The 16,171-nt window shown below is 40.8% G+C and carries 19 protein-coding genes and 1 riboswitch; of the genes, 3 read left to right on the forward strand and 16 right to left on the reverse strand.

From position 1 onward, the window contains the following. Positions 1–88: 88 nt before the first annotated feature. The 8 genes from LIT25_17485 to LIT25_17520 form a co-directional block, all read right to left on the reverse strand. Complete coding sequence (locus tag LIT25_17485; protein USK32383.1) at positions 89–814, reverse strand: rRNA pseudouridine synthase; 726 nt, start codon at positions 812–814, stop codon at positions 89–91. A gap of 178 nt (positions 815–992) precedes the next feature. Continuing rightward, positions 993–1,520 carry a spore maturation protein gene (locus LIT25_17490; protein USK32384.1) on the reverse strand — a complete coding sequence of 176 codons (528 nt, stop codon included), beginning with the start codon at positions 1,518–1,520 and terminating at the stop codon, positions 993–995. A 1-nt stretch (position 1,521) separates the two neighbouring features. Continuing rightward, positions 1,522–2,115, reverse strand: a complete 594-nt coding sequence (locus LIT25_17495; protein USK32385.1) for a spore maturation protein — start codon at positions 2,113–2,115, stop codon at positions 1,522–1,524. Then, complete coding sequence (locus LIT25_17500) at positions 2,108–3,265, reverse strand: D-alanyl-D-alanine carboxypeptidase (protein ID USK32386.1); 1,158 nt, start codon at positions 3,263–3,265, stop codon at positions 2,108–2,110. The genes LIT25_17495 and LIT25_17500 overlap by 8 nt, the downstream gene beginning before the upstream one ends. A 157-nt stretch (positions 3,266–3,422) precedes the next feature. Then, complete coding sequence (locus LIT25_17505) at positions 3,423–3,911, reverse strand: YpuI family protein (protein ID USK32387.1); 489 nt, start codon at positions 3,909–3,911, stop codon at positions 3,423–3,425. 27 nt (positions 3,912–3,938) lie between these two features. After that, entirely contained in the window at positions 3,939–4,349 is a 411-nt protein-coding gene (locus LIT25_17510) for a hypothetical protein (protein USK32388.1), read from the reverse strand. 103 nt (positions 4,350–4,452) lie between these two features. Further along, positions 4,453–5,037 (reverse strand): SMC-Scp complex subunit ScpB, encoded by a 585-nt coding sequence (gene scpB, locus LIT25_17515; GenBank protein ID USK32389.1) that lies wholly within the window; start codon positions 5,035–5,037, stop codon positions 4,453–4,455. Between the two features lie 4 nt (positions 5,038–5,041). Continuing rightward, complete coding sequence (locus LIT25_17520; protein USK32390.1) at positions 5,042–5,788, reverse strand: segregation/condensation protein A; 747 nt, start codon at positions 5,786–5,788, stop codon at positions 5,042–5,044. A gap of 201 nt (positions 5,789–5,989) precedes the next feature. Between LIT25_17520 and LIT25_17525 the strand changes: the two genes are divergently transcribed. Further along, on the forward strand, positions 5,990–6,091 hold the full coding sequence (locus LIT25_17525; protein ID USK36321.1) for a YjcZ family sporulation protein: 102 nt from the start codon (positions 5,990–5,992) through the stop codon (positions 6,089–6,091). Between the two features lie 111 nt (positions 6,092–6,202). Then, positions 6,203–6,727: a DUF309 domain-containing protein gene (locus LIT25_17530; GenBank protein USK32391.1), complete on the forward strand. Its 525-nt coding sequence runs from the start codon at positions 6,203–6,205 to the stop codon at positions 6,725–6,727. A 20-nt stretch (positions 6,728–6,747) separates the two neighbouring features. Here LIT25_17530 and LIT25_17535 read toward each other — a convergent pair whose 3' ends face one another. The 7 genes from LIT25_17535 to LIT25_17565 all read right to left on the reverse strand — a co-directional run bounded on the left by LIT25_17535 (position 6,748) and on the right by LIT25_17565 (position 13,350). Further along, entirely contained in the window at positions 6,748–7,104 is a 357-nt protein-coding gene (locus tag LIT25_17535; protein USK32392.1) for a GNAT family N-acetyltransferase, read from the reverse strand. Between the two features lie 190 nt (positions 7,105–7,294). After that, on the reverse strand, positions 7,295–7,759 hold the full coding sequence (gene ribE, locus LIT25_17540; GenBank protein ID USK32393.1) for a 6,7-dimethyl-8-ribityllumazine synthase: 465 nt from the start codon (positions 7,757–7,759) through the stop codon (positions 7,295–7,297). A 15-nt stretch (positions 7,760–7,774) separates the two neighbouring features. Then, positions 7,775–8,971, reverse strand: coding sequence for a bifunctional 3,4-dihydroxy-2-butanone-4-phosphate synthase/GTP cyclohydrolase II (locus LIT25_17545; GenBank protein USK32394.1), 1,197 nt, complete (start codon positions 8,969–8,971; stop codon positions 7,775–7,777). A gap of 14 nt (positions 8,972–8,985) precedes the next feature. Then, a complete protein-coding gene (gene ribE, locus LIT25_17550; protein ID USK32395.1) occupies positions 8,986–9,630 on the reverse strand; it encodes a riboflavin synthase in 645 nt (214 codons plus the stop codon). 6 nt (positions 9,631–9,636) lie between these two features. After that, entirely contained in the window at positions 9,637–10,725 is a 1,089-nt protein-coding gene (gene ribD, locus LIT25_17555) for a bifunctional diaminohydroxyphosphoribosylaminopyrimidine deaminase/5-amino-6-(5-phosphoribosylamino)uracil reductase RibD (protein ID USK32396.1), read from the reverse strand. Positions 10,726–10,871: 146 nt separating this feature from the next. After that, a riboswitch (FMN riboswitch) is annotated at positions 10,872–11,018 on the reverse strand. Between the two features lie 866 nt (positions 11,019–11,884). After that, positions 11,885–12,799, reverse strand: coding sequence for an NERD domain-containing protein (locus LIT25_17560; protein USK32397.1), 915 nt, complete (start codon positions 12,797–12,799; stop codon positions 11,885–11,887). Positions 12,800–12,915: 116 nt separating this feature from the next. Then, positions 12,916–13,350 carry a peptidylprolyl isomerase gene (locus LIT25_17565; protein ID USK32398.1) on the reverse strand — a complete coding sequence of 145 codons (435 nt, stop codon included), beginning with the start codon at positions 13,348–13,350 and terminating at the stop codon, positions 12,916–12,918. 193 nt (positions 13,351–13,543) lie between these two features. Between LIT25_17565 and LIT25_17570 the strand changes: the two genes are divergently transcribed. Next, entirely contained in the window at positions 13,544–14,425 is an 882-nt protein-coding gene (locus LIT25_17570; protein ID USK32399.1) for a DUF1002 domain-containing protein, read from the forward strand. Positions 14,426–14,747: 322 nt separating this feature from the next. Here LIT25_17570 and lysA read toward each other — a convergent pair whose 3' ends face one another. Next, on the reverse strand, positions 14,748–16,070 hold the full coding sequence (gene lysA, locus LIT25_17575) for a diaminopimelate decarboxylase (protein ID USK32400.1): 1,323 nt from the start codon (positions 16,068–16,070) through the stop codon (positions 14,748–14,750). Positions 16,071–16,171: the final 101 nt, after the last annotated feature.

The following is a 16,171-nucleotide window of genomic DNA, read 5'->3' on the forward strand; positions in this document are numbered from 1 at the left end:
CATATCCTCATACATTTCAACTCATTATATCACTGTTTATTTCAAACGTTTTCTTAATAATTTGAAGTTTATGTGAAAATTAAAGGGCTTACTTTCCAAACTTGGCAAGTGATCTAAGCTGTTTGACCTCATGCGGAGATAATTCACGCGCATCTCCTGTTTTCAATCCTTTTAAGTCAAGGAACGCATACGTTTCACGCTTTAGTTTCAAGACAGGATGGCCAATTGCCTCAAACATGCGGCGGACTTGACGGTTTCTGCCTTCATGGATCGTCAGTTCAATGATGCTCGTTTGCTTCTTTTTATCCAATGAAACAAATTTGACTTTTGCCGGGGCTGTTTTGCCATCTTCCAGCATAATTCCCTTTTCGAGAGACTTCAGGTTTTCACGGAGCGGAATTCCTTTTACTTTGGCTACATAGGTTTTCTCTACTTCACTGCTTGGATGCATAAGCAGATTGGCAAATTCACCGTCGTTCGTCATGATTAAAATTCCCGAAGTATCATAATCAAGCCGTCCTACAGGATAAATACGTTCTTTGATCTGGGGAAAAAAGTCCGTAACTGTTTTTCTTCCTTTATCATCAATGGCAGCTGAAATGACGCCGCGCGGTTTATAAAGAATAAAATAGACTGGTTCTTCCTTTTCAACAGGGACACCTGCCACTTCAACACGGTCATTTCCGGAAACTTTAATGCCAAGCTCTCTTACGACTTTTCCGTTAACTGTCACTTTTCCTTCTAATATAAGCTCCTCTGCTTTTCTTCTTGATGCAAGACCTGCATGAGCTATCACTTTTTGTAAACGTTCCATTTCTTTCACCTCGTTAACATCTTACTTCTTATCATTTTTTTATACAAGTTCTCATCAAATGAACCTCTTTAAAAAATGCATGAAGCCTTATTATCTCACAAAAACAGGAGCAATGAGACAAAAATATTTCAGCAGATAAAAAGAGGCTCCGCATTTTCCGGAAGCCCCTTCAAATCTATTAAAAAAGCATCATGACAATGATGATTGATGCAATGATTCCCATAAGATCAGCAAGCAAACCTACTTTAAGCGCATCCCCCATCTTTTTAACCCCTACAGCTCCAAAATAAACGGTCAATATATACAAGGTTGTATCTGTGCTTCCCTGCATGACTGCTGCAAGCCTCCCAATAAAAGAGTCAGGTCCGTAGGCTGCAATTAAATCTGTTGTCATGCCAAGAGCTGCTGTTCCAGAAATGGGCCTGATAAATGCTAGGGGAACAATCTCGCTTGGAACGCCGATTGCATCCAATGCCGGTTTCATCATGCCTATAAAAAATTCAAGGGCTCCTGAAGCTCTGAAAATCGTAATCGCAACGAGCATGCCCACTAAATAAGGAATAATTGAAAACGCAATATCAATTCCTTCTTTACCGCCCTCTACAAAAGTTTCATACGTCGGCACTTTTTTGTACGTCCCATATAATAGAATAAACCCGATGATCAGCGGGATCATCCATAAAGAGATTAGACTGATCATTCCCATCCTATTTTCTCTCCTTCCGCATTCTTCTATGATAGAAATAGCGGTCAATCAGAATGGCGCCTATGGCTGAAATTATCGTTGCAAGCAAAGTCGGGCCAACAATATCAGTTGGAGATTTTGAACCGTATGTCATTCTTACAGCAATCACCGTCGTTGGAATTAAGGTAATACTCGACGTGTTGACAGCAAGAAATGTGATCATGGATCTGCTTGCAACAGGTTTGTCTCCGTTTAATTTTTTCATCTGCTCCATCGCTTTAATTCCAAGCGGAGTTGCTGCATTCCCCAGTCCAAAAAGATTAGCAATCATATTTGAAAGAATGTAGCCCATTGCAGGATGATCTGCGGGAATCTCAGGAAAAAGCCTTTTTACAAATGGTTTAAACAGCTGGCTAAGCTTTTCAAGCAAACCCGCCTTTTCAGCAACCTTCATGAGCCCCAGCCAGAAAACAAGGACGCTGATCAGTCCGATGCTGATGGTTACAGCATCTTTCGCGCCTTTGAAAACGGCAGAATTCACTTGTTCCATCGTTCCATTGATCATGGCGAAGACAATGCCGATGACAGTCAGCCCAACCCAAATAATATTAATCATAATCGCTGAAGCCTGCCCCAATGAAAAATAGCTTGCGGAGTTTCTCAAAAAGCGTCGCATTTGGTTTATTTGTTAAACCATTATCATAATAAACCGGAACCTCATCCACTCTTTCGTCTTCAACAATAATCGTGATTTTACCGACAACGTTCGGCACATCCTTCGGGTCATCCCAGTTTTTTTCCGGTTTGAGCAAAGAAACATTGATTCTGAGTTTATCTTCCTCTTCTTCAGTAAGAGGATAGAACACATCTCTTTTTATAAAAAGCTTATTTTTATAAATTTTATCTTTAATCTTTATATTTTTTAACATGCCTGAATCTTTTATCTTAAATAGATTATATTTGCTGAACGCCATATTAAACATTCCTATATGATCATTCCAGTCATCTGACGCATCAATTGTAACGGCTACTAAATTCATGCCATCTTTTTGAGCAGTCGAAACGAGGGTGCGTTTTGCCCTTTTTGTATAGCCTGTTTTCCCTCCGGTGCTGTACTCATATAAACTTGTCAGCAGCTTATTCTTATTTCTCCATACACGGTCCCATTGTTCATTCGGATTTGGAGCCCGATGAACCTTAGTTCCGGAAATCTTCTGATAGATTGGATTTTCCATTGCATACCTTGTAAGGATTGCCATGTCATAGGCAGAGGAATAGTGATTTTCGTGATCATCCAGACCATGCGGATTAGCAAACTCCGTATTCATCATGCCGATTTCAGCAGCTTTTTGATTCATTAAATGAACAAATCCTTCAACACTTCCTCCCACATGCTCAGCAATGGCTACTGCCGCATCATTGCCTGAACGGAGCATAAGACCATATACAAGATCTTCAAGTTTAATTTTTTCACCTTCTTGCAAGTAGACCGCAGAACCCTCTGCATGTATCGCACGATTGCTTACAGTTGCCTTCTCGTCCATTTTTCCGGACTCAATTGCAAGAATCGCTGTCATAATCTTTGTAATGCTGGCAATTCTTCGTTTGGTATGGGCGTCTTTCTCAAATAGGACTCTTCCGGATTCCTGTTCAATTAAAATCGCACTTCTTGCGCTCACGTCCATTTCAGCAGAAGAATGGCGCGGTACTGATATCAGCAAGAAGAAGATGAGTACGATCGCTGTTATCTGTTTCCATTGCCGCATAACACCCACGTCCTTTTATTGTTTTGTACAAGTTTATGCGGATGGACAAAGGTTATGAACGTTAAATTTGAAAAACAGCGTGCCTAAAACTCCGAAGCAGCCTTGAAAATGACATAAAAAAAACAGCTGCCCTGAAAGTACAGAACAGCTGCTTTTATTATTTTGACTGTATCATTTTCGTACGATAATCAGTCTCGTAGTATTCAAGTTCCTCGCGGATTTCCTGAAAACCGCTTTCCAGAGAGGCAATCATGGCCTTAAGTGTATCCGGAGCAGGGTGGCGGTATTTAATCGCATTTTTGCCTGTATAGGCAGATCTGCTGTCTTCATACCATACATCATTTTTCGGATTATAAAATTCTTCAATGCACTGATGATAGATTTTATAGAGCGCTTTTTCCGCTGCCGGCTTTCTGAATGGCTCATTTTGAAGAACGATGCGGCATGCTTCAAGTCCCTCTTCACAATAAACAGAAAGTCTTCTCAAGTTTCGGAAAAGATCCTCATAGTACATTTCATCCCCGGCTGTTTCATCCAAAAATGATGAAATTGTGGATTGATTTAAAAACGTATTCAGCTGCTTGACGACGTTTCCTAAAAATTCTTCAACTTGTTCTGTTTGTGCTTTTACGATCATATTTCCCATTAAAACACATCCTTTCAAATTCTTAAGCTATTCTTTATGTATGGGTGTTTTTAGCTTTTGAACAACTTCAGGCAATTTCAGTGATTGATTCCGGTTGATATCCGGGATCCATTCAATTGCCGCACGAATGTCAATTCCCTGCAGATACATAAGGAATTCTTCTTCTGTGTTTATATAGAGCCTTTTGCGCTCTAGAAGTGCTTCGTTTTGAATGATGCATATCAGCGCCATTACGTCTTTGATGCACAGGTCGGTCCCTTCAAAGAGAAAAGCATTTCGCTCTTTGAATACGTCTTCGAAATACCGCACATACAACACATAAAACGTTTTTTCAGCCTTTTTTGACACAATTGTGACTTCAGAGCGGTTAAAAAAATCTTCGGATGTATTCGGCATCTCTTTTTCTAATTCATACCCTCTGCAGTTTTTTATAATCACCTGATTGCACCCCTATGCGTTTTTCATTCAAAAAAAGGAACAAAGATATTCCTTTGTCCCGTTCTCCTCTATTTTATCATAGGTGATGGTGCATTTGTGTAAATTATTTGATTTCTTCAAAAGTTTGATTGAAATTTTCAAAAAAGAGATCGGCCTCTTCATTAAAGGCATCATCATCGTCTTTTTCAGGGAGCGGAGGGAGTTCTTTTATCGTTTTTAATCCGAAGTATTCAAGAAACTCCTTCGTCGTTCCATATAAAATTGCTCTGCCAGTTCCTTCAGCTCGGCCCACCTCTTTCACAAGCACTTTAGAAGCCAGTGTTTGCAGCGGGCGCTCAGATTTTACGCCGCGAATCTCTTCTATTTCAGCTCTTGTAATTGGCTGGCGGTATGCCACAATCGCCAGAATTTCAAGAGCGGCCTGAGATAAAGCCGTGTGATTCGGTGTCTCAACCAGTTTTTTTAAATAATCGGCATGTTTTTTTTTCGTTGTTAACTGAAAGACTCCCGCTACTTCAATCAGTTCGATGCCGCGCTGTTTTTTCTTATAATCATTCTGAAGTTCCTGTATGACTTCAGTAATCGTTCCCTCTTCTGTCTCAAGAACGGATGTCAGCTGTTTCATTGACAGCCCTTCATCGCCTGCAGCAAATAGAAGTGCTTCAATGATGGATTTCCATTTTTCCAAGGTTTTATGACCTCCCCAGAATATAAATATCTGAAAAATTTTCTTCTTGTTCAATCATGATGCTGTTTTTTTTCATCAATTCCAAGATGGCAAGAAATGTGACAACGAGGTGATCTTTTTGATTGGACGGGAAAAGTTCAGTAAATTTTCGCCGCCCTGGATTCCGCTTAAATTCAAGAAGAATTTCATCCATTCTCTTTTCAATCGGTATTTCCTGTCTTGCAATTCTTGTCTGCAATGGTTTCTGCAGCTTTTTTCTCCGCATCATCTTTTGAAATGCCCCAAGCATATCGTAGATCGTTACATTCATAGATTCTTTATCTAATACAGGCTCACCGGCAAATTCACTCAAATCGCTCGGCGGTTTTGTATAAACCTGAGAACGTTCTTCCTCCATATGTCTCAAATCATCTGCTGCCTCTTTATACTTCCTGTATTCAATCAGCCTTCTCATCAGTTCATCCCGCGGATCTTCCTCGGGTTCAAATCCGAATTCGTCTTCTACCAGCTCTTCCTCGTGCTTTGGGAGAAGCATTCCGCTTTTAATGGAGAGCAAAGTCGCAGCCATCACTAAATATTCAGAGGCAACATCGAGCTGCAGTTCTTTCATCGTATGTATATAAAGCATATACTGCTCTGTAATTTCAGCTACTGGTATATCGTATATATCAATCTCGAGCGTATTTATTAAATGCAAAAGAAGATCTAGCGGCCCTTCAAATGCGTCAATTTTCACTTTGTACTGCAACATCATCCCACCACTTCATTCTGTACCATTCATTTCGGCTACCCTATAGTATAGAACATTCGGGTTCCAATCTCCAATAATTATTTTCGGGGCGGTGAGAGTCTATTGATTCAAAAAAAGTCCAGAAATGTGATAAACGCCCAAACAAACACAATAGCACCCACATATGATACCTATGTAAATGCAAGATACTTAAGGAGGAACATGCAAATGGGAGATAAAGGTTTTGGTTACGGTTCAGGCTTTGCATTAATCGTTGTTTTATTTATTTTGCTGATTATTGTCGGAGCTGCTTGTTTATATTAGTTTTTCATTCAAAAGGTGCTCTTAGTGAGCACTTTTTGTATTTCATAAAGGGCAATTCATTTCTTTTATGCTACACTGAAATTTACATAAGCTTAGATTGAAGGTGATTTTTTGTATCCGAAGCCATATATAGAGTACCTTGTTCATTTTCATGGAGACCGTGATTACTTTGAATGCCATGAAGTTCTTGAAGAATATTGGAAAGAAGATCCCCCAGGGCAGAGAAAGACACACTGGGTTGGTCTTATCCAAATAGCGGTGGGCCTATATCATCACAGGAGAAGCAACTGGAAGGGCGCTCACAGAATGATATCAAATGCCCTCGCCATATTGGAGGAAGAAAAAGACGCACTGCTCTCCCTTGGATTAAATCCTGAGAAAACGGCAGAACTTTTAAGAAAAAGAAGCAAAGACATCGAAAATAAACGCCCTTACGAAAGTGTCGATCTGCCGCTGGAAGACAGCAATCTTCTTAATACATGCATTGAATACTGCGAAAACCATCAGCTGCAATGGGGACATCCAAGCGACTTATCAAATGATTTCCTTATTCATAAGCATTCGCTGCGGGACCGGAGCGATGTAATTGCGGAACGAAAGAGCAGCCTGATAAGCAAACGGCAAAAAAACAGATGAAGCATGAGCTTCATCTGTTTTTAATCGCAATCCAGTTCCGTGCATTTTTCAAAAAATGCTTTCGTATGTTCGTCTGGGATAACTGTTTTTGCCTTGTACTGTTCTTTTAATGCCGTCACCATTTTCTTGCCGATTCCCTGATGACGATGAGAAGGGTTCACACTTACATGCTGAATCTTCACGTGATCATCATCCTCGAACACTACTCCGATTGTTCCAATGATATCTTCATCTTTCCATAGAAACAGCTGCCATTTCTCATCTGTTTCATATTGTTTCATCGTCTGCTGCAAATGTTTTAAATCTTTTTCATTTGGCATAAAAGACAGAAGACCCATTGCAATTTTTTCAAAGCTTTTTTTATAGCGAATTAACATATGAACCCCTCATTAACGAAATAACCTTCCGATTAGAGAAAGCAAAAACAATAAACTTGCGCCTATCATGATGTAAAATAAAATTCTTTCCTGATTTCTTCCCTTATCCTTTTGATCATGATTCATGAAGAATCACTCCACAGAACATTATAAACAGTTTTTCCCGCGTTTTAAACACTTTTACCTAAAATTAATCCATTGTACGCATTAAATTCGCCATTTCAATCGCTGCAACCGCTGCTTCATAGCCCTTATTCCCAGCTTTAGTTCCCGCTCTTTCAATGGCCTGTTCAATTGATTCGGTTGTCAAAACTCCGAAGATAACCGGTACTCCTGTGCTCATTGAAGCTTGAGAAACTCCCTTAGCTGCTTCATTGCAGACATAATCATAGTGGGTTGTAGAACCTCTTATGACAGTTCCAAGGGTTATAACTGCATCATATTTATTTGAAGAAGCCATTTTTTTGGCAACCAGCGGAATCTCAAATGCTCCAGGCACCCATGCAAGCTCTACATTCTCATCTTCAACTCCGTGTCGCTTTAGAGCGTCAACTGCTCCGCTTAATAGCTTGCTTGTAATAAACTCATTGAATCTTCCTACGATGATCGCTACTTTTAATCCTGATCCGACTAAATTTCCTTCATATGTTTTCATGTTTAGTTCCCCCGATTATAAGTTTAGTAAGTGTCCAAGTTTTCCCTGTTTCGTTTTCATATAGCCTTCATTTTCTTTCTTGGGAGGCATTTGAATAGGTACGCGGTCTACTACAGTAAGGCCGTATCCTTCTAGTCCTGCTATTTTTCTCGGATTGTTTGTCAGCAGTTTCATTTTTGAAACGCCAAGATCTCTTAAGATTTGAGCACCAATTCCATACTCTCTTAAATCGTCTGCAAATCCAAGCTTGTGATTGGCTTCTACTGTATCATATCCTTCTTCTTGCAATGCATAGGCCTTCATTTTATTAAGCAGGCCGATCCCCCTGCCTTCTTGTCTCATGTATAAGAGGATGCCGCTGCCCGCTTCCTCGATCTGAGACAGCGCTGCATGCAGCTGCGGACCGCAGTCACATCGGTTCGATCCAAATACATCTCCAGTCAGACATTCAGAGTGAACACGGACAAGCGTCGGCTGATCCTCTGAAACTTCCCCTTTCACAAGGGCAATATGTTCTTTCCCGTCCAAGATATTTGAATATCCGACTGCTCTGAACATGCCGAATTCAGTAGGGAGTTTGATGTCAGCTTCTCTTTTCACAAGAGCATCTGACATATTGCGGTAATGGATCAAGTCCTTGATTGTAATCATTTTCAAATCAAGCTCTTTTGCAATGTCAATTAGATCAGGAACCCGCGCCATCTCCCCATCTTCTTTAATAATTTCACAAATGACTCCGACCGGGCTTGCTCCGCAGAGTTTAGCCAGATCGACCGCTGCCTCTGTATGCCCTGCTCTTCTTAAAACTCCGCCCTCTTTTGCAATAAGGGGGAAAATATGACCAGGTCTTTTAAAATCAAGCGGCTCTGCATCTTCTTTTAAAATGGCTTTAATGGTTTCTGATCTTTCAGAAGCACTGATTCCTGTTTTGGTTGTTTTGTAATCAATGCTGATCGTAAAAGCAGTGCCATGCGGATCTGTATTGTCATTTACCATAGGGTGAAAATTAAATTTCTCAGCATATTCCTCTGTCAGCGGAACACAAACCAGTCCTCTGCCATGCTTAATCATGAAGTTAATAACCTCTGGCGTAGCATAATCTGCCAGCGCAATAAAATCACCTTCATTTTCTCGGTCTTCATCATCTACTACAATGACTGTTTTTCCAAGTTTTAAATCGTCTAACGCTTCTTTAATGGAATGAAATGTCATGGTGATCCCCCATTCTAATAAAAACCATTTTCTTTTAGAAAGTCCGTTGTTAAAGATGAAGATGCCGGATTTGACTGCATCACAAACTTTTGGACATATTTCCCGAGCATATCGCATTCGATATTTACGATATCCCCTGTCTTTTTGCCTCCGAGAACTGTTTCAGACAATGTGTGGGGAATAATCGAGACTGTTACTTTTTCATCCTCTAAACCAAATATGGTTAAGCTGATGCCGTCAATCGCTATGGAGCCCTTCATTACCAGGGATGATGTCATTTCTTTACTAACCTTGATCTCATAGTAGACCGCATTGGCTGAAGGCTTTTTGCGGATGATGGTTCCAGTGCCGTCGACATGACCTGTTACAAAATGGCCTCCGAAGCGTCCATTGGCGGACATCGCCCTCTCCAGGTTGACGGATGAACCAGGCTTAAGAGAATTCAGGGAAGTGGCTTTTACTGTTTCAGGCATCACATCCACAGTAAACGATTTAGAAGTGAAAGCTGTAACTGTTAAACAAACGCCATTTACGGAAATACTGTCTCCAAGATTCACATCTTCCGTAATTTTCTCAGCATGAATCGTCATTTCAATCGCTGCATCTGTTCCCTGCATATTTGCGATTGTGCCGATTTCCTCAATGATTCCGGTAAACATTCCATATCACCCCTCTTTTTTAACACAGACTATTTTGAGATCATCACCGAGGATCTCAGTTTGTTTTATTTTTAAACGAATCGCCTCATTTATACCGCTGAATCCTGCGCCGCCAACTGCAGGAGGGGCCTCTTTTCCGCCGATGAGCATGGGGGCAGCATAGCTCACCACTTCATTGAATAACCCGCTTTTTATAAAACTTCCATGAACGGCAGCGCCGCCTTCAACGAACAGCGATGTAATGTTTTTTTCTCCCAGCAGGAGAAGGAGATTGCCTATTTCAATAGCCGGCGTATTCATTTGGATGATAACGGCTTTTTTCTTCTGAAAAGATGCTATTTTTTCAGGAGAAACTCCGCTGCCTGTGATGATCCAGGTTTCCGATAGACCATCATTGACCACAGCTGCAGTTTCAGGTGTTCGCAGATGCGTATCCAAAACAATTCTGACAGGCTGCTTTTTCGGGTTTTCAAGTCGGCAAGTCAAGGATGGATCATCTTTTATTACCGTTTCTACGCCAGCTAAAATTGCATCATGAAGTTCCCGGTATTTGTGAACATCAAGTCTTGCCTCTTCACCTGTGATCCATTTGCTTTCACCTGTGACAGTCGCCGTTTTCCCATCTAGACTGCCCGCCCATTTTAATGTTACAAAAGGACGTCTTGTTTGAATAAAATGAAAAAACACCTTATTCAGCGCTTCTGCTTCGCGCTTTAAAACACCTGAAACCACTTCGATTCCAGCAGCTTGAAGCTTCTTAATCCCTCTTCCCGCAACAAGCGGATTCGGATCTACCGCTGCAATAACCACTCTTCTCACCTTTGAAGAAATAAGAAGATCAGCGCATGGAGGTGTTTTTCCATGGTGACTGCAAGGCTCGAGCGTAACATAGACTGTTGAATCCTCAGCTTCAGCTCCTGCCATCCTGATGGCATGAACTTCTGCATGAGGTTCGCCCGCTTTTAAATGTGCGCCCATTCCAAGAATTTGACCATTCTTTACAACTACAGCACCTACAAGCGGATTCGGACTTGTTTGTCCTGAACCCTGTTCTGCGAGCTGAAGTGCCACTTTCATATAATCCTGATCTTCCAATGCGCCGCCTCCCTTTAAAGTAAAAATAAAAAGCCCAAGGTAATAAATACCTGGGGCTTTGTAAGGGATTTCAGTCACATATGCATGCCAAACAAGAGTACTATTCTTCTGTTTTTCCAGAAAAATAATACCCATACGTTCACATTGTGTTCCTTCTCCCATCCAGACTATACTGTCGGCTCTAGATTTTCACTAGATCCACCGCTTGCAGTTCATGCAAGTCGGGTCACGGACTTAAAAGCTTCTGCTTTATCACCGCCGGTTGGGAATTTCACCCTGCCCCGAAGGATTTCAATGAATTATGAAGTTTTCCTTTCTATTATCTTATCGGGATTAGACGAAGAATGCAATCATTTAATCTCTGAGTTATCAGATAGGAAATGACGTGCTGGTGCCTTGATTCCAGGTACCCAATACTGAAAATTGGAGCACTCTATTCCGGAAAACCACTATTCCAGGTACCCAAAACTGAAATTTGGGACACTTGATTTGGCAAATGTGCAATTCTAGGTACCCAATACTAAAAATTGGAGCGCTCGATTCAGGAAAACCACTATTCCAGGTACCCCAATACTGAAATTTGGGACACTCTATTCAGGAAAATCGCTATTCCAAGTACCCAAAACTAAAAATTGGAGCACTCGATTCAGGAAAACCACTATTCCAGGTACCCAATACTGAAATTTGGGACACTCTATTCAGGAAAATCGCTATTCCAAGTACCCAAAACTAAAAATTGGAGCACTCGATTCAGGAAAAACACTATTCCAGGTACCCAATACTGAAATTTGGAGCACTCGATTCACGAAAAACGCTTTTCCAGGTACCCAATACTGAAAATTGGGACACTCTATTCAAGAAAACCACTATTCCAGGTACCCAATACTGAAAATTGGGACACTCTATTCAGGAAAACCACTTTTCCAGGTACCCAATACTGAAATTTGGGACACTCTATTCAGGAAAAACGCTTTTCAAGGTACCCAATACTGAAATTTGGAGCACTCGATTCACGAAAAACGCTTTTCCAGGTACCCAAAATTGAAATTTGGAGCACTCGATTCACGAAAAACGCTTTTCCAGGTACCCAAAACTGAAATTTGGGACACTCGATTCAGGAAAAACACTATTCCAGGTACCCAAAACAGCTCACAATGCATTATCTAATATCTTTAAAATAAGAAAATTTTCCATACCCTACTTTTTCAAAATGATCATACAGTATCTTCCGTATCGTTCTTTTCGTTTTAATGAGTTTGCACCATTCTTGGATTTGATCAGCCGTTATTTTCCTCTCTGGAAAAAGGAGTTTAAATTCTTCAATGCTGCGTAAGATTGCAGGCAGATATTCTTCGGTATTCTTACAGTTTGCACATATAAAAACAGATTTATTAAACGAATGATACAGTGATTGACACCTCCTGCAAACAACTCCCTTCCCAACCTCATCATACCGATATTTTGGCAAGCGCAAGTAAGGAGACTCTACCGCATGAAGTGCCAAAAGCTTCGAAGCAAGCTTCGAGTGAACCCCTTTTAATGAACCTGTTTTTCGATTTAATTTCTCTGCAAAACGATTTAATTGGGAGGAAAAAACGATTGGATGTCCAGAAGGAGCTTGATAGAGGTGAAATTCGGGGTTAACAAATACAAGATAGGCTTCGATGGAAAAAGAGAAGTTGTTTTCCTGCAGCAATCTCCTGAACAGAGATTCGTTTCTTTTCAGCTGCAGCAGAGGATTTTTGATTTCGAGCTTTGAAGATGAATACCATTTATCTCTTTCAAGATAAAAGTCACCTTCATAGTTTTTCACTTCAAACAGGTAGATTGTGTGAGCTGTAAGAAACAAGGAATCAATTTGATAAAATGTATTGTTTGTTTCAAACAAAAGATCGTTCAAAATGATTCCTTCCCCGGCATTCGCCAAAAGCCATTCATCAAACCACTTCTCTCCTTCACAGCCTTTCACAAGGTTCAAATAGTGATTTTTTTCTTTTGCAGCCAGATCCATTCGGGAATTTAAACATCTGTAAATCATTAGTTCCAGCGGTAGAGAACGGCTCTTCCTCTTCAATTAATCACCTCCTTCATCTAATCTTATATCAGACAAAAATATTCAACAAATACCTAAAATCTGATTTTCAAAACAATCAAAAAGCTGCCCCCTAAAGGACAGCTTTAAAACCATGCTTATTCTTCCCAGACTTTAACTTCTTTCATAACATCGCCTTGCTTGATTTTATAAATGTTGTCCATGCCTTCAATCACTTGACCGAAAACAGTGTGAACTCCATTTAAATGCGGCTGAGGCTCGTGAACGATGAAGAACTGGCTGCCGCCTGTGTCTTTTCCTGCATGAGCCATTGATAATGCTCCTGCTACGTGTTTATGAGGGTTTCCTGCTGTTTCACATTTAATAGAGTAGCCAGGTCCGCCTGCGCCTGTGCCCGTTGGGTCTCCGCCCTGCGCAACAAAACCTGGAATAACACGGTGGAAGTTTACTCCGTTGTAAAAACCTTCGTTTGCAAGCTTCTCAAAGTTTTCAACAGTTTTTGGCGCTGCCTCAGGATAAAATTCGATCACTAGTTGATCGCCATTTTCCATTGTAATTTGACCTTTTTTCATATGTATGAAACCTCCTGCTTCTTTTTTTCGTCTAATAGACTGAACGTTATTCATTCTACTATAATACGTTCAAGAAAGCCAAGGAGATCGTCTGCCGCCGCAGCAAGAAGATACCGCAGCCAAAAAACTCTGTCGCCAATCAGAAAAAAATACTATAATGAAGGTTGCTGTCATGAACTAAGGAGGTCTTTTTTTGAAAAAGATATTGGTTTCTATAATGGCGTTTGCATTATTTGCTTTCCCGACTATCGGGCTTGCTGATGCAGCTGCCGGTGATAAAATTATCACACTCGGAAAGAACTTAACAGAAGAGCAGAAGCAGTCCATGCTTGATGAGATGGGCGCTGATGACAATTCTCAGGTTATTGAAGTGACGAATGAAGAGGAACATAAATATTTAGGCAATTACATTCCTAAAGCACAGATTGGTACAAAGGCTATTTCATCATCAGCTATTACGATCGAAAAAAGCGGATCGGGCCTTGAAGTAAATACAAAAAACATTAATTGGGTAACAGACGAAATGTACTTGAATGCCCTTATGACAGCTGGAGTAAAGGATGCGACGATTCAGGTTACCGCTCCTTTTGAAGTATCTGGAACTGCGGCTCTGACCGGATTACTTAAGGCGTACGAAGTTACTTCTGATGAAGCCATTCCAGAAGAAGTAAAACAGGTGGCAAACGAAGAGCTTGTCAAAACAGCAGAGCTTGGCGATAAAGTCGGCGAAGAAAATGCAAGTGCATTAATGGCGAAAATCAAAGGAGATATTGCAAATAACGGCGTGCCGGAAACAGATGCGGAATTCCGCGAATTAATTGAAAAAGCGGCAAGCGACCTTGGCATCACTCTATCAGAAGAAGAAATTAACAGTCTCGTTGCATTGTTTAACAAAATGAAAGATGTGAACGTTGACTGGGATCAAGTGGGACAGCAGCTTGATAAAGCAAAAGACAAGATTTCAAACTTTATAGATTCAGAGGAAGGACAAACCTTCCTTGATCAGCTGAAGGAATTTTTCATCGCCCTCTGGGATGCGATCATTTCCATTTTCAGCAATAAAGATAATGCATAATATGTAAAAAAGACGAGCTGCTTAGAGTCCGTCTCAGGCTGCCGACTTTGTCGGCAGCTATTTTTTTGCAGCTGACGTGATTAAAAAATTCCACACGCTAAAAAAGCTACAAAAAGGCGAAAATAATTCAAAAAAAGGCTATAAAAAAGAATTTTCGCTATTAAAAGCGGGAAAAAAATGCATTACCGTAAAAGTTCCTCGGGCGAAAAAAAGGCTGCTTCCGATTCAGAAGCAGCCTTTCTAAGTAATTTATCTGTATTGCATATGAAGACAAAAACGTTTACGGCGAAAAGCTTTGCCGGATATGCCTTAAATGTCTTTTTTAGCTCTGTGTTACTTTCGATTTTAACGGCAGATCCAGCGCAACTAAATCCTGATACGTTTCTCTTTTAATTACAAGCTGTTCCTCTCCATTTTCCGCAAAAACAACCGGAGGACGCGGAATTCGATTGTAATTGTTCGACATGGAGTAGCCGTATGCTCCTGTACAGAATACAGCAAGCAGATCGTCAGGATTTGCCTTTGGAAGCGGCAGGTCCCAAATCAGCATATCTCCGCTTTCACAGCATTTTCCTGCTATTGAAACAGACTCATCATTATTATCATTCATGCGGTTTGCAAGGGCAGCTTCATATTTTGCCTGATAAAGAGCAGGGCGGATGTTGTCGCTCATTCCGCCATCAACTGAAACATACTTGCGGATATTTGGAACTTCTTTCTCAGAGCCTATGGAATAAATGGTTGTTCCAGCATCGCCTACAAGTGAACGCCCCGGTTCAATCCAGATTTCCGGCATCTGAATGCCGCTTTCAGCCACGTGGCCTTTTATACTTTTAACAATTTTTTCAACATAATAAGTAGCCGGCAGCGGTTCATCCTCTTCTGTGTAGCGGATGCCGAATCCTCCGCCTAAATTCACTACTTTTGGTTCATATTGGAAGGTCTCCCTCCAAAAACCGACTTTAGTGAAGATTTTTTCTGCAGCAAGGACAAAACCGGTTGCATCGAAAATCTGCGATCCAATGTGGCAATGATAGCCGAGCATGTTAAATGCAGATGATGAAAGGACATTTTTCATCGCCCGTTCTACTTGTCCATTTTGCAGATCAAAACCGAATTTCGAATCCTCTTGACCTGTAGTTATATAGTCATGAGTATGCGCTTCAACTCCAGGAGTAACCCTGAGAAGAATCGGCACAACTGTGTTTTCTTGTGCAGCAAGTTCTTTCAGCAGCTCAATTTCGTGAAAATTATCAACAACAATACAGCCGATTTTAAGCTTGATCGCCATTTCTAATTCTTCTTTGCTCTTATTATTGCCGTGAAAGTGAATTCTTTCGGTTGGGAAACCTGCTGTGACAGCTGTATAAAGCTCTCCTCCTGAAACAACATCCAGTGATAAGCCCTCTTCTTCAACCAGCTGAAACATAGCAACAGATGAGAAGGCTTTGCTTGCATATGCAACCTGCGCCTTCACTCCAAGCTTTTCAAATGTATTCTTAAAGCTTCTCGCACGTTCTCGAATAAGCGCAACATCATAGATGTACAGGGGTGTTCCATATTTCGATGCCAGTTCGGCCGCGTCGACTCCGCCAATTTCAAGGTGATTCCTCTCGTTAACTTTACTGGTTCCATGTAAGAACAATTTAACATTCCCTCTTTCTTCTCCGGTAAAAAGGACAAAAAGACAGTCGCTGAACCATAGCTTTTAACAACTGTCCATTTATTCGTTTCCTTGAGGTAAAT

This window comes from Bacillus sp. F19 (assembly GCA_023823795.1).
GTDB lineage: Bacteria > Bacillota > Bacilli > Bacillales > Bacillaceae > Bacillus_P.